Source organism: Paenibacillus sp. JNUCC 34 (assembly GCF_058269055.1).
Genome location: NZ_CM177770.1, coordinates 3,130,955 through 3,150,066 on the forward strand (window position 1 = coordinate 3,130,955; position 19,112 = coordinate 3,150,066).

Below are 19,112 nucleotides of genomic sequence, written 5' to 3' on the forward strand. Positions count from 1 at the left end.
CATGTATTGACAGAAGGAAGAAAGGAGCTTTCCTGTGAAAAAAGTGTTGACCATGATAGTGAATATCGCGCTTTATCTCGGGGTCTTTTATGCGCTGCTCTATCTACTTCGCTCTACTTACAAGTACGAAGTAACGCTGTCCTTCGCCAAGTTTCTGGATCGCAACCCGGCCATGTTTATGGTCGTTCTGTTCACGCTGATTACGCTTGTGTACATGCTCATCTTTCGTATCAAAGGATGGATCTGGCCCCATGCGGAAAAAAATCTGTTCCGCGCGTCGGGCTTCAACCGGCTGAGCGCCTCGCGCGTTTTGCTGATGATTGGCCTGGGTCTTGCCGGAAGTTTGTTCAGCATCGGCCTCATCGTCATTGACGATATTGCGCGGCAATTTCCGTCCATTCCCGCACTGGTCGACGATCTGATCAGGGGGGATTCAATCTGGTATGTCATTCTGGGCGCCGGTTTGATCGGCCCGGCATTTGAAGAAATATTGTTCAGGGGCCTCATTTTCAGCGAGCTTCGCAGGGTTATGCCGGTATATGTGGCCTTGGTGCTGCAAGCCGCGGCTTACGCCTACTTCCAGCCAAGCGCGGCGCTTTCGGTCATCAGCATCGGCTCGGGCCTGATTTACGGGTCGCTGTATTTGCGCACCGGGTCGCTGTGGGCGCCTATTTTGGTACAGAATACGGCCATGGGCACAATCTTTCTATTTAAATACATCGGGTTCTACGAATGGTTTGACAAGCTGGGCGATGTTTCTCTGTATATCATTACAGCGTTCTGTCTGGCTGCGTTGATTGGAGGTTCCGTCTATATCTGGCGGACCTCCGGCAACGGCAGCATCGGCGCACGCGCCGGTCAAGCGCTGACGGCTGACGCGCCATCGGCAGCACAAAAGGGGGGATGACCGAATGAAGGCGTGGGGAATGATGCTGGCTCGCGTGGCTGTTGTTATCGGCCTGTATTTTGCATGGTTTTTTACCGTGACGACATTATTTTTCGATTATGTGTACCCCAGAAGCACGTGGTTTGAACAGAACACGGTAACCGTCATTATTTTGAACGATATGGTGGGTTTGCCGCTCATGCTGCTGGCCTGGAGGTTTATATTCAAAGAAAATCTGTTTAAGGCGGCTAAGTTCCGCGTGATGGGCGGCAAATCGGTGGCGATCACTTTATGGATCGGGCTTGGAGCCGGCTTGTTTACAGTCGCTTTCTCCCGGCTTCCCGCCATTGCATCGGACAAGTACCAGTTCCGCGAATTGTTTGATTACCTGAACCGCGCGGAATGGTATGTATTTCTGGTTTTCCTGATTCTCGGAAATATTTACAAGGAGACATTGTTCAGAGGCATTCTGATGAATGAGTTCAGACGCGTGCTCCCAGTTTGGATCGCAATTGTGATTCAGGGCGTGTTGTACGGGGCGTTGTTCTTTTTCGGAGACATTCCGCTGTCGCTGTACGGTTTTCTCGGTGCGGTTATTTTTGCACTCTTGTATGTCTGGTTTAAATCCATCTGGGCGCCGATTGCCGCGCAAGTCGCCTGTCAGGGTAGCCAATACCTGCTTTGGCATTACGGGCCGGAGACGACGGACGTCACCGTCATGTCCGCCTGGATGGCTGTGGCGGCCGCCATGATTGCGGTTGGCATATTCCTTGCGGTCAAGCATCGCTCTTCGATCTCCACGCTGTCTTCCGAGGCGGTGACGCCTTGGTGAAGGGATTGCGAATAGCGGGAAATACCGGCTTATATTTGGTCATTTATGCGGCGATTGTGATGCTTGTCAATCAAGTGCTCTTCAACTGGGTCGGCGATCCCGGGCTGAAAGACTGGATCACAGGCAATTCCGGCATTGTGCTGATTGTATCCAATATCATCGTGCTTGCCGTCTATCTTCCGCTGCTGCGCTGGCAAAAAATTTCGCTGAAGGATTTGGGATTTGTTCCTCCGCGCGGGGGATCGTTGCTACTGTCTGCAGGGACTGGCGTTTGGCTTGGCTTGTTTATCGCTGTGTTTATTCGTCTTCCGTGGATAAAAGCGACATTTCCGGCAATTTCGGATCTGGTCGCTTTTGTCGCCGGCGGCAGCCTGATCATTTTTGTGCTTGGCAGCTTGCTGCTGGGGTCTTTGCTGGAGGAATGGCTGTTCAGAGGAATGCTGTTCCATACACTCAGTCAACGTCTTTCGGTTCTGTGGACGGTTCTGCTCCAGGCCGTATTGTTCGGCGCGGTATTTATGAATGTGACGGTTGGCGCATTTGCGGCGCTGGGCGCGATCGTATACGGTGCCGTTCGCGCCGGCTCGCATTCGCTTTGGGGGTCGCTAGCGGCCCATGTGTGCAGCACAGGCACCTTGTATATCGTGCTGCAATGGGCGGGAGATTGGCAGTCCGGTACGCTTGGATTATTAGCCTTGATCAGCGGACTTGGCATCGCGGCGCATGTGTTGCTGCTGCTGCGCGGGAGCGGTGGAAGGGCGAAAAAAGAACAGGCCGTCAGCGATTCTATTACTGTCTAGGAGGGAAGGGCGCCATGTTTCAATTGGATTTGCTGGATACCAAAAAGGACACATCCGGGCGGAAGGGGCTGAGCGGGGGCTCCGTCTCCAATGTTTCCCTCAAGGATATTGCGATTGTCGGGATATCCGCCAAGCTGCCGCACGCGGAATCGCACGAAGAGTTCTGGGAGCTTCTGCGAAGCGGGAAGGACCTGGTAGGCGGCTTACCGGATTCCCGCAAGGAAGAGTTAAAGCCGTATTTACGCCGCATGGAGGCGCAATACGGCTCCGTTTCCTTTTTTGACGGTGCGTATATCGAAGATATTTCAGGTTTTGACTATTCTTTTTTCCGGCTTTCGCCCAAAGAAGCCTCGCTGATGAGTCCGGCGCAGCGCCAGTTCTTGCAGACGGCCTGGGGCGCACTTGAGAATGCGGGGTACGGCGGAGATGCGCTGCATGGTTCGCGCACCGGCGTCTTTATCGGCTATAACGGGGACACGCTGCATGATTATAAGCGAATCATCGAAACGCTGGACCCGGACGCCTTGTCCATGGCGGCGCCCGGCAATCTTAGCTCCATGATACCAAGCCGGATTTCGTATTTGCTTAATTTGCGCGGACCGTCGATCAGCGTGGATACCGCCTGCTCCTCCTCGCTGGTAGCCGTCCATCTGGCATGCCAATCGATCCGCAGCGGCGAATGCGAGGCGGCGATTGCTGGCAGTGTCAAAATTAACGTGCTGCCGCTGGATACCGGCATACGGCTTGGCATCGAGTCAAGCGACAACCGGGCCAGAACGTTCGACGACTCGGCGGACGGAACGGGTATCGGCGACGGTGTGATTGCGCTGCTGCTGAAGCCGCTGTCCCGCGCGCAGGAGGACGGCGACCCTATTTATGCCGTCATCAAAGGCAGCGCGATGAATCAGGACGGCAGTTCGGTCGGCATTACCGCCCCGAACGCCCTCGCGCAGGAGGACGTCATTGCGCGCGCCTGGCAGGATGCGGACATTGATCCCGAAACGGTGACGTATATGGAGGCGCACGGCACGGGAACCTCGCTGGGCGACCCGATCGAAATCGACGGGTTGACGCGCGCCTTCCGAAGATATAGCGATAAACGACAATTTTGCGCCATCGGCTCGTTGAAAACAAATATCGGCCATCTCGACCATGCCGCCGGTATTGCAGGGCTGCTCAAGGCAATCCTATCGCTTGTCCACAAGCAGCTTCCGCCAACGCTTCATTTCCGCTCGCCGAACCGTAACATTCCGTTTGTGGATTCGCCTGTTTATGTCAATGACGAGTTGACGCCATGGGAGACGGACGGCGGAGCAAGAAGATGCGGAGTAAGCGCGTTCGGCATGAGCGGAACCAATTGCCATGTTGTGCTGGAAGAGGCTCCCGCCGGGATACCTTCGATTCGATCGGACAGAGTGGAGCTATTCTGTTTGTCCGCACACAGCATGACGGCACTGGAGCGGCTCGTATTGCTGTTCCGGGACTGGGCAGCGCAGCATCGCGGCGATGAGAGCCGCAGTCTGGCCGACCTTTGCTACACCTTGGCAGTTGGCCGGGGAGCCCATCGTTATCGCCTGGCGATTGCAGTAAGCAGCTGGGAAGAGCTTGCCCAGACCTTGCAAGCCGCAGCCGAAAGCGGCCTGACCGGTCTTGCGCTGCCAAACGTCTTCTTCGGGATGGCCGATTCGGTTGCGACCGGGAATATGCGGCAGCAACCTGTTCCAAACGACCGGGAAATGGAAGCGCTGGAGCTGGGCCAGCGTTACGTGGGCGGCTACGAGATCGACTGGAAAGCGATCTACCTAGGACAACGCCGCCAACGGCTGCCGCTTCCGACGTATCCGTTCGATTCTCACCGTTGCTGGGTGGAGGAAGCGCGCGCCGGAGCGGCGCTTCACACGCCACTTGCGGCCTGGAGCGGATATTCGCTCGGTGGAGATATTCCTGAGGAGCTTAGGCAAGAAATGAACGAGACGTTTGCCAGATGGCAAGCCGCGCTAGAGCGGAGCGGCGGGATGAACGAGACGTTTGCCAGATGGCAAGCCGCGCTAGAGCGGAGCGGCGGGATGACGAGTCAGCGCCGCCGCAGCGTTGCGTTAACCGGGGGGCGTTCTGGTCTGGAATGGGAGCAACAAGTTGCGGATGTTTGGGGAGAGCTACTCGGTTATAACGAATTGCCTGCGAATGCCGGGTTTTATGAACTAGGCGGAGATTCCATTATTGCGCTCAAAATTGTAAACCAGCTCAGCGAGCTTGCGGGCGTCCGCATTCAGGCGGCGGATTTACTGGGGCATGCGGATCTGCCTTCGTTCACAGCCTTGATCGAGCGACGGATCAGAGAGAGCGGCGAGGCGACAGCGCAAAGAACGAACGCCCAGCACGATGGGCAAAGGGCGGGCGTTGGGAACGGCGGACACGAGGCGAATGGCGGTTATGATTGGCAAGCGGCGGCTGGCGGCCGTGATGGAGCAGGAGCGGACGGCGGGCATGTCGGGCCGTTAACCGGCCAAGCGGCCGACTCTTTGTCTGGCGATACACTGGAACCGATACCAAAGGCGGCCCCGCAAGAGCATTATCCGGTTTCATCGCCACAGAAACGCATGTATTTGCAGCAGCAGGCGATGCCGGATGATCGCAGCTACAATTTGCCCGAATGTTTGCACTTGGACGGGGCTATTGATGCAGATCGGCTGGAGGCCGTCCTGCAAGCCATCGTGGAGCGTCACGAGACGCTTCGCACCACCTTCCACGTCATCGACGGAGAGATCAGGCAGCGCATTCATGCTGCTATTCCTTTCCGCCTGATTCGCATGGAGGCTGATGAAGCAGAAGTGGAAGGCGTACTTCAAAGCTTGTTCCAGCCATTCAGGCTCGATACGGCTCCACTGCTCCGAGCAGCCTTGCTGACAATCGAGCCCGAGCAACATGTGCTGTTTCTTGATATGCATCATATTGCATCCGACGGCATGTCGGCAGGTATTCTTTTGTCCGACCTGATGACTTTATATCAGGGCGGTTCGTTGCCGCCGCTGTCGCTGCAATACAAGGATTATGCGGTATGGCAGGAGAGCAGGCCGCTCTCCGGGAACGCCGAACAGTATTGGCGTGAGCAATGCCGGGGAGACTGGCCGCTGCTTGCCCTACCGACCGATGCCCTGCGTCCGCCCGTCAAAAGCAATCGCGGCGAAACGTTCGACGTGTATGTCGAGGCCGGTTTGATGACGGCTGTGCGCAGCCTAGCGGCCGAATCGGGCGCGACTCCGTTTATGGTGCTGCTATCGGCATATTACACTTTCCTCGCCCACTATACAGGGGCCGAGGACATTGCCGTCGGTACGCCGATTGCGGGACGGAACAGGCGCGAGCTGGAAGCGATCGCGGGCATGTTCACCGGCACGCTGGCGCTGCGCGCTTACCCGCGCGCCGACAAACCGTTCAGAGCCTTTTTGTCCGAAGTGAAAGAGATGGCGACTGGGGCTTACGCCCACGCCGATTATCCCTTCGAGGAAATCGCGCAGTGGATAGACAGAAGGGACGCCAGCCGGAGTCCGCTGTTTGACACGATGTTCATCATGCAAAACCTGGGTATTCCAAACGCTTCGACGGAGGGATTGTCGTATCGCCACCAGCGCTTTGAGCATGGCACGGCCAAATACGATTTGATGATTCAGGCTGTGGAGAATGGTGAGGAATTGCGGCTTGTCGTGGAATATAATGCGGATTTGTTTTACCGCGCGACAGCCGAGCGGTTCATGCGGCATTATGTGCAGCTGCTGCGCAGCGTGACGCTTCGTCCCGAAGCCGCGCTCGGCGAAGCGGAGATCCTGACGGAGGAGGAGCGCCTGCACATGCTGGCGCTGGGGAGACGCGAAGCGGACTTTCCGCCCCCGCGCTGTCTGCATGATTGCTTCAAGGAACAGGCGGCGGCCGTTCCCGACCTGCCGGCTGTATCTTGCGGCGGTGAATCCATGACCTATCGGGAGCTGGATCGCCGTACCGATGCGCTGGCACGAACCTTGCGCGCCAAAGATGTGGGACGCGGCAGCGTAGTCGGCATCATGGCGGAGCGCTCCATCCCCATGATGACCGCTATGCTCGCCGTTATGAAAGCCGGAGGCGCTTATATGCCTATAGATCTGCATTATCCCGAGGAGCGCATCCGCTATATGATGGCGGACAGCGGGGCGGAGTTGGTATTCGCGGATGGCGCACGTTCCGGAGTCGCGGCAGTCGTGCCGGCCTCCTTGCAGGTGCTGGACATTGCGGATGAGACGCTGTTCTCCGGCGCTGACGATGCCGCCGACGCATGGCCGCAGGACGCCGCCGATCCGATGTACGTCATCTATACCTCCGGTTCTACGGGTCAGCCGAAGGGCGTCATTGTGCCGCATCGCAGCTTTTACAATTTCGGGCATTCGTTCAGGACGTTTTTCGACGGGCAATACGGCGAGGGAGACAGATGCCTCAGCCTTACCAATATTTCGTTTGACGTCAGCGTAGCGGAGCTTTTTATGCCGCTTATGTTCAGGGCTTGCACGGTGCTTTACCCGGAGCCGAAATTGCTTGATCCGAGGCGAATTGCCGAGGTGATTGCGAAAGAGCGGATTACATTCGCTTATTTGCCGCCGTCTTTGCTGAAAGAAGTTGCGCGGCTGCTGGAGCAATCGGCTTCCGTGATTGCGTTAAACAAGATGCTCGTTGGGGTAGAGCCGATTAAAGACGAAACGCTGGAGCTGTATACGAAGCTTAATCCCGAGATTCGGATTATGAACGGTTACGGCCCGACGGAGGCGACGGTTTGCTCCAATATGTACGCATACAAGCCGGGCGCTTATCGGGGCGGCTATGTGCCGATTGGTGGGCCGATGCACAATGTTGAAATTTTTATATTCGGCTATGGCGGCCAGCTTGCTCCCCTCGGCGCAGCCGGGGAGCTGTATATTTCCGGCAGCGGCCTTGCCGACAGTTATGTGAACAAGCCGGATTTGACAACCGAGCGCTTTTTGCTGCATCCGTACCGCGAGGGCCACTTTATGTATCGCACCGGCGATATCGCAAAGTGGCTGCCGGACGGGAACGCGATGTATGTGGACCGGGCCGACCAACAGGTGAAAATCAGAGGTGTGCGGATTGAAATGAACGAGGTTCGCTCGCAATTGATTTCCCTTCCCGAGGTGGAGGATGCGGTTGTGGTCGTCCGCGAGCAAGCAAGCGGAGATAAGGAGCTGTGCGCGTATGTGGTCGCTTCGGACAAGCTCCCTTCGCGGGACTGGCGAAGAAGGCTGAAAGACAAGCTGCCGGACGCGATGATTCCGGCCTATATCACGGCGATTGACGCGATACCGCTGACACCGAACGGGAAAGTGGACCGGCGCGCCTTGCCGGAGCCGGAATTCGGGCTTCGGGAGCGGGGAAAGCCGGAGCTACCGCGAGACGAGATGGAAGAGCGTGTCGCCGCCATTTGGAAGGAAGTGCTGGGCGATACGGCCGGGCCAACCGGCATTCACGACGACTTTTTCGAGCTTGGCGGCCATTCCTTGAAGGCTGCCGTGTTGGCGGGCAAGCTGCAGCAGGCGACGGGCGCCCTGGTTCCGCTCAGCCTGATATTCGAGCTTACCTCCATTGCGGAAATGGCCGCCTGGCTGAAGGAGCGGGACGGCACTGCTGCGGCGGCTGATCCGATCCCGAAGGCGGAGCGCCGCGAGTGGTACCCGATGTCGCGCGCCCAACGCCGCCAATATATGATGCAGATGCTGGCCGGAGACGCCACCATGTATCATGTGCCGTTTGCACTCCGCTTGCAGGGCAGGCTGGATGTGGCGCGGCTGGAAGACGCATTTACGGCGCTGATCGGCCGCCACGAAAGCTTGCGGACGACCTTCCATATGTCAAAGGACGAGTTCAGGCAAATGGTTCATACGGCGTATGCGTTCAAGCTGGAGGTGCTGGACCCTGCAGCGTTGACCAGGGACGAAGCGCTGCGGGGAGCGCCGCCGAACGGCGCCGAGGTGACAAGGCTGATGGAAGTCTTCCAGCGGCCGTTTCATCTGGACAAGCTGCCGCTGCTGCGGGCGGGGCTGCTGCGGCTGAATGAGGAAGATCACCTGCTGCTGCTGGATGTTCATCACATTATTACGGACGGCGTATCCTCCGGTTTGCTGGTGAATGAGCTGTCGCAGCTGTATGCCGGACAGTCGCTGCCGGAGCTGCGCGTGCAATACAGCGATTATGCGGTGTGGCAGGAAGCAGGATTTGCAAATGCCGCTTATGCGGAGCAGGAGCGGTACTGGATGGAAATCTTCGAAGGCAAGCTTTCTGTTCTGGAGCTGCCGACGGATCGGCCGCGGCCGTCTCTGCCGAGCTATAAGGGCCTCCGCCATTCGTTCCGGCTGGACGCGCGGACAACGGCGGAGGCGCGAAAGATGGCACGGGAAGCGAAGACGACGCTGTACACGGTGCTGCTGGGCGCTTTTGCCGCGATGCTGGCCAAATACAGCGGGCAGGCCGAAGTGATTGTGGGCACCCCCGCCGCCGGCAGGGAGCATGCCGATACGCATGGCATGCTCGGCATGTTCGTCAACACGCTGGCGCTGCGGACAAGGCCGGAAAGAGACAAGACGGTACGGGCCTATATGGCGGAGCTGCATAACCATGTCGTAGAGGCGCTTTCGCACCAGACGTATCCTTTCGAGGAGCTGGTCGAAGGGCTGAAGGCAGATGCGGACAGAAGCCGCAATCCTTTGTTTGACGCCATGTTTGTCTTGCAAAATATGGACCGGGCGGTGATGGAAGCTGGCGGCCTCGTCTTTGGCGAAATGCCGTTCGAGGCGAGGACAAGCAAGTTCGACCTGACTCTGGAAGCGGTGGAGCGGGAATCGGAAATCGAGCTTCAACTGGAATACGCAACGGATTTGTTTCATGAGAAAACCGGGCGCCGCATGGCGGAAAGCTATACCGTACTCGTACGGGAGATGTGCAAATCGCGCGATCGCACGGTCGGCGAGCTTGAGCTGATGAGTGAAAGGGAGCGGGAGCAATTGCTGGCTCAGTTGGCCGGAGGAGGCATGCCGGTACAGGCCGCGAGTAGAGAGGGGGGCAGTGGTAGGATGGAAAATCGAGCTGAGAGAGGCATAACGGATCGGCAAGAAGACGCGGGAGCGGCTTCAACGCAAGCAACGGTGGAATGGACGGGGTTTGTGCAGGAAGTGGAGCGCCAGGCGGCACGCACGCCGGATGCGGCGGCGATTCAATTCGGCGCGGAGACGGTGACGTACGCCGAGCTGAACGAACGCGCGAATCGGCTTGCCCATTCCTTGCGGGCGAAGGGTGTGGGGCCCGAGCGCATTGTCGCGCTGATGGCATCCCGAAGCCCGCTGCTGCTTGTCGCTATTTTGGGTGTTTTGAAAGCTGGAGGCGCATATGTCGCTATTGATCCGGCTTACCCGAAAGAGAGGATCGACTGGATGCTTGAGGATTGCGGTGAAGCGCTTCTGCTGACGGAAAAAGCATATGCGGGAGTCGTAACGAGAGCAGTTGCTGAGTGGTATTTGGACGATCCGGAGCTGTATGCGGCGGACAGAGGCAATCCGGAGTGTGTCCATAAGCCGGACCATTTGGCGTATGTGCTGTATACGTCGGGCTCGACCGGGCGTCCCAAAGGCGTGATGATCGAGCATCGCGGGCTGGCGCATTTCATCAGCGGCTTCAGAAACCGGATTCCATTTGAGAAGGGTCAGAGCATCCTGGCGATGGCATCGGTCTCCTTTGATATTTTTGTCGTTGAAAATCTGCTGCCGCTCACAATGGGGTTGCGGGTTGTATTGGCCAATGAAGAGGAACGGGGCGACGCCGCCTTGCTGCAAGGCCTGATCGACATGCACAGCGTCGATGTGCTGCAAATTACGCCGTCGCGCTTCAAATGGTGGATGAATCTGCGAGGCGAAACGGACGGTTTGCAAAAGCTGCGTATATTGATGATCGGGGCGGAGCCGCTGACGGCTGATGTGCTTGGCAGGCTACGCACCGCTACCGGAGCCAGATTGTTTAATTTGTACGGTCCGACGGAGACGACGGTGTGGACCTCCATCCGGGAAGTGACCGAAGGCGAGGACATTTCGATCGGCACGCCGATCGAAGGTTCCGTCATGATGGTGCTTGACGAAGGACTGAAGCTGCAACCGACAGGCGTGACGGGCGAAATTTGCATCGGCGGGCCGGGCGTCGGGCGCGGGTATCTTAGCCATCCCGAATGGGATGTCGCTTTTGTGCCGAATCCGTATGCGCCGCGCGAACGCATATATCGCACGGGTGACCTTGGGCGCAGGCTTGAAAATGGGGAGTTTGCCTATGCGGGACGCCGCGATTTCCAGGTGAAAATCAGGGGGCACCGGATTGAAATCGGTGAAATTGAGCAGTTGCTGCTCCGCCATGAGCAGGTGAAGGAAACGGTCGTCACCGCGTTTCAGGAAGAGGATGGGGAGTATGCGCTTTGTGCGTATGTTGTCATGCAGAACGCCCCGGCAGCGGATGCGGAGCCGGACGGTGCCGCGCCATCCGGCCGGTTGACCGGGCAGCTGCGCGAATATCTCGGGGACAAGCTACCTTCTTATATGGTTCCGGCCTTCATGGTCGTTCTGGATGCGATTCCGCTTACGCCAACGGGCAAAATCGACAGAAGGGCGCTGCCGAAGCCGGGACCGGCCGACGCTGGCATACGCGAGCTTGTTCCGCTGTCGACGGATACCGAGCGCAAGCTGGCGGAGATTTGGAAGGAGCTGCTCGGTACGGATGCAATCAGCGCCAAGGACAGCTTTTTCGAGCTCGGTGGCCATTCCTTGAAGGCGGCAGGCATGGTCAGCCGCATTGCGGAACGCTTTGGCATCCAAATGCCGCTGCGCGATATTTTTATGAATCCTACGCTTGAAAGTTTAGCAGCTCATCTGGACACTAGTGGAACCGTGGCGGCCGCGCGCATTCCGAAACAGTCGGAGCGCGAACATTACCCGATGTCAAGGCCGCAGCGCCGCCAGTTTATAATGGGGCTGATCTCGGGCGAGGCAACGATGATGTACCATGTGCCGTTCGCCGTGCATATGCAAGGCAAGCTCGATGTGGAGCGGCTGGAGGAAGCTTTCCTGGCGATCATGCGCCGCCATGAATCGCTCAGAACGACGTTTCATCACGAGGAGGACGAGTTCCGTCAGCGCGTGCATGCGGAGCCGATATTTACGCTGGAGCAGGGTGCCAGGCTGAGAATGGCTGCGGGCAAGCTGCTCGCGGAAGGCGGAGACGAAGGATTGTTCGGCGGCATCAGCGCGCTGATGGAGCGCTTTATCCGTCCGTTCGATCTCAGCCGTCTCCCGCTGTTCCGGGCCGGATTAATTCCGCTTGGCGAGGAGCGCCATCTGCTGCTGCTGGACCTTCATCATATTATTACCGACGGCGTCTCCGTCAGCGTCCTGCTGCAGGAACTGACCACGTTGTACGGCGGCGGCGAGCTGCCGGAGCTGGATATCCAGTACCGGGATTACACGGTATGGCAAGAAGAACAAATCGGCAGCGAGGCCTATATGGAGCATGAGCGCTACTGGCTGGAGGCGTTCGAAGGGGAGCTGCCAACGCTAGATCTCAAGACGGCCTCCCCAAGGCCGGAACTGCAAAGCTTCGAGGGCGGTCTGATCAACTTCATACTGGATGTGGAGCTTACGTTCAAGATCAAGGCGTTTGCGCGCGAGCGCAGTACGACGTTGTATACGGTGCTGCTCGGAGCTTATTCGATGCTTCTGAGCAAATGGAGCGGTGAGGAGGATATCATTATCGGCACGCCGGTAGCGGGCCGCAATCATGCGGGGCTGGAAGGGTTGATCGGGATGTTCGTCAATACGGTCGCGATTCGCAGCTTCCCGGAATCGTACCGGACCGTTGGCGATTATTTGTCCGAGCTGCATGAGGATGTGCTGCGGGCGTTGGAGCACCAGAATTATCCGTTCGAGGATTTGGTGCAAAAGTTGGGAATCGAACAGGACCGCAGCCGCAATCCGCTATTCGATACGATGTTTATTTTGCAAAATATCGATCGCGTCGCTTACCGTTCGGGCGGCATTGAATTCGACCCCAAGGAGTTTGATCCGGGCGTCAGCAAATTCGATTTAACACTTGAAGCGTCGGAGCAGGACGGCAGGCTCCGCTTTGCGATGGAATATTCGAAAAGTCTTTTCCGCGAAGAGACCGCCCGGGTGCTGGCGGATGATTATACGGCGATCATACGCGCGTTGGTCGAAGACGGAGCAATGAAAAAAATCAGTACTGTGCTTGCGGCAAGCAAGCTTGATTGAACCAACATTCTGAGCCTAAGGAGGCGGCGAACGATGAAGCTGTCGATGGAAAGGAAACCGTTTAACGAGTTTTGGATGAACTGCATGCTGAACCAGGCGTTTTCTATTGCGGTGTCGGTGGAGCCCAGCTACAGGGATGCGGCATATTTGAACATTTACCGTTACTATCCTTGGGAGGCGGCAACGGACAAGGACTTCCGCTATCCGACAATTGACACGCTGTATTATTTGGACGATCCGGCTAGATTTCCGCTGTCGCAGGTAATTCTCTATATCGAGCCCGGTCATTTCCGCAGCAAGGAGACGGTTCTGGAGGAAATCAGGACGATATTGAAAGGCGGACGCAATTTGAGCGTAAACATCGATCTATATGACTGGCTGCCGGGCAGCATGGCCTGGAAAAAGTTCCATTGGTATCATTATTCGCTGTTTAACGGATACGACAAGGAGCGAGGCACTTTCTACGTCATTGACGATACGCTTGCGGGCTACGAGGAGCACGAGGTTCCGGAGGAAAGGCTGCTTAAGGCATACGGCAACTCGGAATACAACGTGAATCCGGACTATTTGGGGCCTGCCTTCTACGTATACAACCTGCAGGAAAAGGTTCATCCCTACGAGTTAAAGCTGGTTGAAGTGGTGGAAAATGCGGAGCGGCTGGTGAGGGAGCTTGGCGAGTTCTCAATAGAGGGCATGTGGAATGTAGATTCCGAACCGGAGAAAAAGCAAGCTCATTTGACCTATGGCCTTGTCGGCGTCAACATCATTTGCAACCGGCATATCGCCAACATGTCGCTGCTCCACTCCATGCGGGAGAAGAGGCTGATCGGCGAAGCCCTGTTTGAGTCGCTGTCGAGTCAGCTTGGCGCAGTGAGGGATGGATGGGATCAGTTAAAGGACCGCTTTGTGACGGGAGACTTCGAACGCGGCAGAGAGCTGGCACTAGCGGACGATTTGTTCGCAAAGGAAAAGGCGTTTTGGACCACGCTGGTCGCCGGCGCGTAAAGGCCGCTTGAGTCAACATTTTACCCGGGAGGCGGGCGTTATGACGATATCTTTAATTTGTTTGCCATATGCAGGAGGCTCCGCACAAGTGTACAAGCGCTGGACGAACCGGCTGCATCCTGACGTGCGTCTGGTGCCGGCCGAACTGGCGGGCAGAGGAAGCCGCATGGGCGAGCCGTTCTATGCGGACGTGGAAGAAGCCGTGCAGGATTTGCTGCCGCTGGTGCTGGAGACGGCGCTCGGCTCCGATTCATATGCTTTATTCGGCCACAGCATGGGCAGCCTGCTTGGGTATGAGCTGCTGCATGCGCTGCGGCAGGAAGGATTCCCGCTGCCTAGGGCAGTCTTCCTCTCCGGCAGAGGGGCGCCGCATTGCGAGCAGGAGGAGGCGCGCCGGACCCATCTTCTACCACATGACGAGTTTCTCGAGGAACTGAAACGGCTCGGCGGCATGCCGGACGAGCTGTTTCATCATCGGGAGCTGCTGGATATGTTTATGCCGATCCTAAGAGCCGACTTCAAGCTTGTCGGCGAATACGAGCATTGGATGCGGCCGCCGCTGCCGCTGTCGCTCACCATCTTGAGCGGCAAGGATGATGGCTGCGTCAAAGGCCCGCTCGATGAATGGGAGCGTTATGCGACGGGAGGCTGCGAGCTGATGCTGTTTGAAGGCGGGCATTTTTTCCTGCATGAGCGGGAACGCGATGTTGTAGCGGTGATTAACCAAAAGCTGACCGAGGCGCTTGCCCCGATACTGAACCGTAAGGAGCGTGATGGAAAATGCTGAACAAACATGCGATATGGTTTCCCGGTCAGGGCTCGCAGCGCGTCGGAATGGGAAAAGCGCTGAGCGAGCGGTATGCGGTTGTCAAAGCGACGATAGAGGAAGCGAACGAAGCGCTGGGCATGCGCCTTGACAGCCTGATGTATGAGGGAGCGATGACGGAGCTGACGCGGACAGACAATGCCCAGCCCGCCATTCTTGCGCTTGGCGTGGCGATGTACCGCGTTTACAGCCAGGAATGGGGATACCTACCTGCGATGGCTGCCGGCCACAGCTTGGGCGAGATTACCGCTTTAACCTGCGCGGGGGCTATAACGTTCCCGGATGCGCTCAGGCTCGTACGCCGCCGTGGCGAGTTGATGCAAAGGGCCGCCGCTTCAGGGATCGGCGCGATGGCCGCCGTGAATGGGCCGAGTCCCGATGTTGTCGCCAAAGTATGTCTGGAAACCAGCGCAGGCTGCGCGGACGGAAGCCGTATTGTTGTGGTATCGAATATGAATTCAGAGCGGCAAACGGTGATTTCGGGCCACAAAGAGGCCGTCCATGAAGCGTCCGAAAGACTCTCCGCCCATGGGGCCGCAGTCATTCCGCTGCAGGTAAGCGCGCCGTTCCATAGCCCGTTGATGGCGCCGGCGGCGGCACAATTTGCCGAAGTGCTGAGCTGCGTCTCGTTTGGAGAAATGGTTTTTCCCGTCGTTTCCTCCTTGACGGGTCTGCCTTACAGGAATACGGCAGAGATCGCGGGTATACTGGCAAGGGGATTGACGGACCCCGTCAATTGGCCAGCGGTCCTTGCATTTCAGAAGAGCATTGGCATTTCCGCTGCCGTGGAACTGGGTCCAGGCAATGTATTGAAACGGCTGGCTCCACCCTACGGACTGCACGTATTCGCTTTTGACGACAAGGAGGATGAGGCGCATCTGTTTGCCGCAAGCCAGCAAACGGACGCTTATTCGATTGAACTACTGAATCGTTGTCTGGCTATCGCCACTTGCGTCCGCAACCGCAACTGGAACGCAGCCAAATATGAACAAGGCGTCGCTTCGCCTTACCGCGGCGTGCAGCAGTTGGTCGAACGGCTGCGTGAGACGGGAGAGCAAGTGGCGGAGACGCATGTTCGGCAAGCGCTGGCGATGCTGGAATCGGTGTTTCGCACCAAAGGCACGTCCACCGAAGAGCAGGAGCGGCGGCTTGCAAGACTGCAGGGTGAGTTTGGCCTGCGCAGCTTACCAGGCGTTTCTCCTGCCGACCGATCATATGCGGGCAGTCTATTATAGGAAGGAACGGAGACATGGGAATTCGGCTGGCAAATGACGAGTTTGAACAGGATGGAGCCCGGAGCCCGGCGGAGCTGCCGTCTCCCGTGGAGATTTTGCAGGCTTTGATCCGCTTCAATACAACAAATCCGCCAGGTGAAGAAGCCGCATGTATCATGTATATCCGGCAACTGCTTGAGGATGCGGGCATTGAGACGCGAGTAGAGTCGCTTGATCCGGCCCGTCCCAATCTGCTGGCCAGGTTGAAGGGCAGCGGGGAAGCACCGCCGCTGCTGTTGTACGGGCATGTCGACGTTGTTGGTGTCGACAAGCAAGCCTGGAGCCGCAACCCGTTCGGGGGCGACATTGAGGGCGGCTTCGTCTGGGGGCGGGGCGCTCTTGACATGAAAGGCGGCGTGGCGATGCTCGTATCGGCTTTCCTCCGCGCGCATGTCCGCAAGCTGCCGCTGCGCGGCGATCTCATTCTGGCGATTGTCAGCGACGAGGAAGCAGGGGGCGAATACGGGGCTTCCTTCCTGGTAGAGCGGCATGCCGATTATTTTGCGGGCGTAAAGTATGCGCTCGGCGAATTTGGCGGTTTTGCGTTTCATGCCCTGGGGAAAACCTTTTATCCGATTATGGTGGCGGAGAAACAGCTATGTTGGCTCAAAGCGACGATTCGAGGAGATGGAGGCCACGGCTCCATGGGCAAGCCGGGAGCCGACTGTATGGCGCAATTGGGGAACATGCTTCAATCGCTTAACAGGAATAAGCTGCCGATACGTGCGACACCGGCGGCCCGGTTGATGATTGAAGGCATGGCCGACGCGCTGCCGCTGCTGCCGGCGCTGCTGCTGAGAGGGCTGCTGCGTCCCCGGCTGGGCGGCCTCATCCTGAAGCTGCTGGGGGAAAAGGGAGGGACGTTCGCCCCGCTTCTGCGTAATACGGTCAGCGCGACCGTCGTTCGCGGCGGCGAGAAAATCAACGTTCATCCAAGCGAAATTACGGTTGAGCTGGACGGCCGAACGCTACCGGGCGTCACTCCGCAGCAATTTATGGACGAGCTGCGCCGATTCGCGATTAATGATTCGATCAGGCTGGAAGTGCTGCGTCATGACCCATGCGCCGCAGCTCCCGACATGGGGATGTTCGGTTTGCTGTCCGATGTGCTGAAAGAAGCGGATAAGGAGGCCGTTCCGGTGCCGATGCTGCTGCCCGGAGGAACGGACGGAAGATTGTTTGCGAGGCTCGGCATCCAAACCTACGGTTTCCTGCCAATGCCGCTTCCCAAGGACATGCAGTTTACCAAACTGATTCATGCGGCGGATGAACGCATTCCCGTAGAAGCGATCGGGTTCGGCACGGATGCGATTTTTCGGGTGCTGGAGCGGTACGGAGCGCAGCCGTGATGCCTTTTAAAACGTTTTGAGTATTCGCATATTCACAATTTTATTAGCGCTTGAAATGCAAATGACCATTTCAAGCGCTTTTTTGCATATTTCGAGGTCGACTGATCTTTTTCATATTTTTCGAAGGTGAAGGTCATATCCTTCGATACTAAAAAATGGGTAATCGATAACCTAAGCGAGTATGCAGTGTCTAACGATAGTCATTCAATTAATTCTCGTGAAGTTGTCGGAGGCATTCGCTGAATATAACCATAATCCGCAGCCGCGTGAAGTTGCTCGAAGAATAGGAGAAGCAATTGAGCAGGCTCTCGAAAAATACAGGAAGGAGAAATAAAGTTGAATATCAAAAAGCCAGAGTTTATGAAAAGTAAATATTACGAAGGCGGAAGGCTTTCCAAAGATTCTCCGCCTGAGCTTAAAAAAGAGTATGAAGAATACAAAAAACAGTTTGAGGTTTTAGATGAACCTTTCAAGCCGTTGTTGCTAACTGAGGACGATCTCAAATGAGGTCGTTCTTTTTTGTCCAAAAACTTGTAAATATGCATAAAGATTCACATTTAAAAATTACTTTCGAAATTCAGGCTAATGAATTGTTGCAAAATTGTTTTGAACATGCTTTTCAAGATTGTGAGCATGGACACATCGTTATTTCTATGAGTTCCAACAACGGCTTTTGCACGATTGGAGTAATAGATGATGGCAAAGGATTCAACGTTGAAAAATGTTCACAAAAAGTTTAGGTTTATCTATTGTAAATAGCTATGTAGAGGATAAACTAAAAGGGAGCATGCAATTTGAATCTACAGCGTGTGGAACAACAGTTTCATTCACGTTTAAAATGTATAGAGGACTACAAAGGCGTAGTCTTACTAAAGCAAAGAGGCTTAAGGTTATAGCATTCCTACTTGATAGGAAGCGGTATAACTTTAGGCCTCTTTATGTTTATTCTCTGGTATGAGAGATGAGGAAATGGAGAAGAATTGTTAAGTGTAGGAATAGATATAGGAACATCAACAACACAACTTGTCCTATCCAAAACTTTATATCCAGAATATGGCGTCACCGTTTTCCGTTCCGCGTATTGTGATTACGGAGAAAGAAGTCATATACCGTAGTGAAATTTGTTTCACATCCTCTTTTAGCCGAGAACAGAATCGATGTTCAAAAGTGTATCACAGCTGTAATGGTTGCTATGCTCATTGCAAGTAAAATGGTTCCAAAAAACTGCACCTAAGAAGTAGAGGAGGATACCCATGAGTATCGATAAAAAAATGATTGAAGAGATGGTTCGTAAAATCATCATGGAAAAAGTAGGGGCTGATGCTATTGAACAGAACGTTCATAGAGGTCCTGAAGGGATTACTTCTGTTAAAGTGCCAAATATGAAAGTAACAGAAGAGGATCGTCTCGATACAGGCAACCCTAATGATATCGTCTATTGTAAAGATCTTTTTTCGCTAAAGGAAAGTCCAAGACTTGGCTGCGGTATCATGGAGATGAAAGAAACAACCTTTGACTGGACACTTAACTATGATGAAATTGATTATGTGATTGAGGGACATCTGGATGTTATCATTGATGGTACAAAGGTGTCAGCTGGTCCAGGAGAAGTGATCCTGATTCCAAAAGGAAGTAAGATTCAATTTTCTGTGCCAGAATATGCACGATTTATCTATGTAACATATCCGGCTAACTGGGCAGAACAAGCGTAACATTCTAATTTCTACTCGACGTAGGAAAAGCGGTTTATATCGGAGGATACGTATGAAGGGGAACTGACGAACCCGCTGAGTTTGAATCGGTATA

11 protein-coding genes and 1 pseudogene are annotated in these 19,112 nt (G+C 55.8%); all 12 read left to right on the forward strand.

All coding sequences use genetic code 11. The annotated features are described in order from the left end of the window. Positions 1–34 precede the first annotated feature (34 nt). The 12 genes and pseudogenes from AC2TF5_RS14655 (at position 35) to AC2TF5_RS14710 (ending at position 19,018) form a co-directional block, all read left to right on the forward strand. Entirely contained in the window at positions 35–907 is an 873-nt protein-coding gene (locus AC2TF5_RS14655) for a CPBP family intramembrane glutamic endopeptidase (protein WP_491297794.1), read from the forward strand. Between the two features lie 4 nt (positions 908–911). Next, complete coding sequence (locus AC2TF5_RS14660; protein WP_491297796.1) at positions 912–1,718, forward strand: CPBP family intramembrane glutamic endopeptidase; 807 nt, start codon at positions 912–914, stop codon at positions 1,716–1,718. Next, the gene (locus AC2TF5_RS14665) at positions 1,715–2,518 is read left to right on the forward strand and encodes a CPBP family glutamic-type intramembrane protease (protein WP_491302892.1); all 804 of its coding nucleotides are present in this window, start codon (positions 1,715–1,717) and stop codon (positions 2,516–2,518) included. The genes AC2TF5_RS14660 and AC2TF5_RS14665 overlap by 4 nt, the downstream gene beginning before the upstream one ends. A gap of 14 nt (positions 2,519–2,532) precedes the next feature. Further along, positions 2,533–12,852: an amino acid adenylation domain-containing protein gene (locus tag AC2TF5_RS14670; RefSeq protein WP_491297797.1), complete on the forward strand. Its 10,320-nt coding sequence runs from the start codon at positions 2,533–2,535 to the stop codon at positions 12,850–12,852. Positions 12,853–12,885: 33 nt separating this feature from the next. Next, entirely contained in the window at positions 12,886–13,857 is a 972-nt protein-coding gene (locus AC2TF5_RS14675) for a hypothetical protein (RefSeq protein WP_491297799.1), read from the forward strand. 88 nt (positions 13,858–13,945) lie between these two features. Beyond that, entirely contained in the window at positions 13,946–14,644 is a 699-nt protein-coding gene (locus AC2TF5_RS14680) for a thioesterase II family protein (RefSeq protein WP_491297800.1), read from the forward strand. Beyond that, positions 14,638–15,918 carry an ACP S-malonyltransferase gene (gene fabD, locus AC2TF5_RS14685; protein ID WP_491297801.1) on the forward strand — a complete coding sequence of 427 codons (1,281 nt, stop codon included), beginning with the start codon at positions 14,638–14,640 and terminating at the stop codon, positions 15,916–15,918. The genes AC2TF5_RS14680 and fabD overlap by 7 nt, the downstream gene beginning before the upstream one ends. A 14-nt stretch (positions 15,919–15,932) precedes the next feature. Continuing rightward, on the forward strand, positions 15,933–17,306 hold the full coding sequence (locus tag AC2TF5_RS14690; RefSeq protein ID WP_491297803.1) for a M20/M25/M40 family metallo-hydrolase: 1,374 nt from the start codon (positions 15,933–15,935) through the stop codon (positions 17,304–17,306). 336 nt (positions 17,307–17,642) lie between these two features. Continuing rightward, a complete protein-coding gene (locus AC2TF5_RS14695) occupies positions 17,643–17,813 on the forward strand; it encodes a hypothetical protein (RefSeq protein ID WP_491297804.1) in 171 nt (56 codons plus the stop codon). 32 nt (positions 17,814–17,845) lie between these two features. Beyond that, positions 17,846–18,046 (forward strand): ATP-binding protein, encoded by a 201-nt coding sequence (locus AC2TF5_RS14700; RefSeq protein WP_491302893.1) that lies wholly within the window; start codon positions 17,846–17,848, stop codon positions 18,044–18,046. Positions 18,047–18,286: 240 nt separating this feature from the next. Next, a pseudogene (locus AC2TF5_RS14705) lies at positions 18,287–18,471 on the forward strand (ethanolamine ammonia-lyase reactivating factor EutA); the annotation flags it as partial. A 136-nt stretch (positions 18,472–18,607) separates the two neighbouring features. Beyond that, a complete protein-coding gene (locus AC2TF5_RS14710) occupies positions 18,608–19,018 on the forward strand; it encodes a cupin domain-containing protein (protein ID WP_491302894.1) in 411 nt (136 codons plus the stop codon). Positions 19,019–19,112 lie beyond the last annotated feature (94 nt).

Excerpts from the sequence above, each read along its gene's own strand:
- AC2TF5_RS14700 (WP_491302893.1), top strand. The coding sequence starts at position 17,846 with ATGCATAAAGATTCACATTTAAAAATTACTTTCGAAATTCAGGCTAAT.
- AC2TF5_RS14675 (WP_491297799.1), top strand. The coding sequence starts at position 12,886 with ATGAAGCTGTCGATGGAAAGGAAACCGTTTAACGAGTTTTGGATGAAC.
- AC2TF5_RS14710 (WP_491302894.1), top strand. The coding sequence starts at position 18,608 with ATGGAAAAAGTAGGGGCTGATGCTATTGAACAGAACGTTCATAGAGGT.
- fabD (WP_491297801.1), top strand. The coding sequence starts at position 14,638 with ATGCTGAACAAACATGCGATATGGTTTCCCGGTCAGGGCTCGCAGCGC.
- AC2TF5_RS14690 (WP_491297803.1), top strand. The coding sequence starts at position 15,933 with ATGGGAATTCGGCTGGCAAATGACGAGTTTGAACAGGATGGAGCCCGG.
- AC2TF5_RS14670 (WP_491297797.1), top strand. The coding sequence starts at position 2,533 with ATGTTTCAATTGGATTTGCTGGATACCAAAAAGGACACATCCGGGCGG.
- AC2TF5_RS14660 (WP_491297796.1), top strand. The coding sequence starts at position 912 with ATGAAGGCGTGGGGAATGATGCTGGCTCGCGTGGCTGTTGTTATCGGC.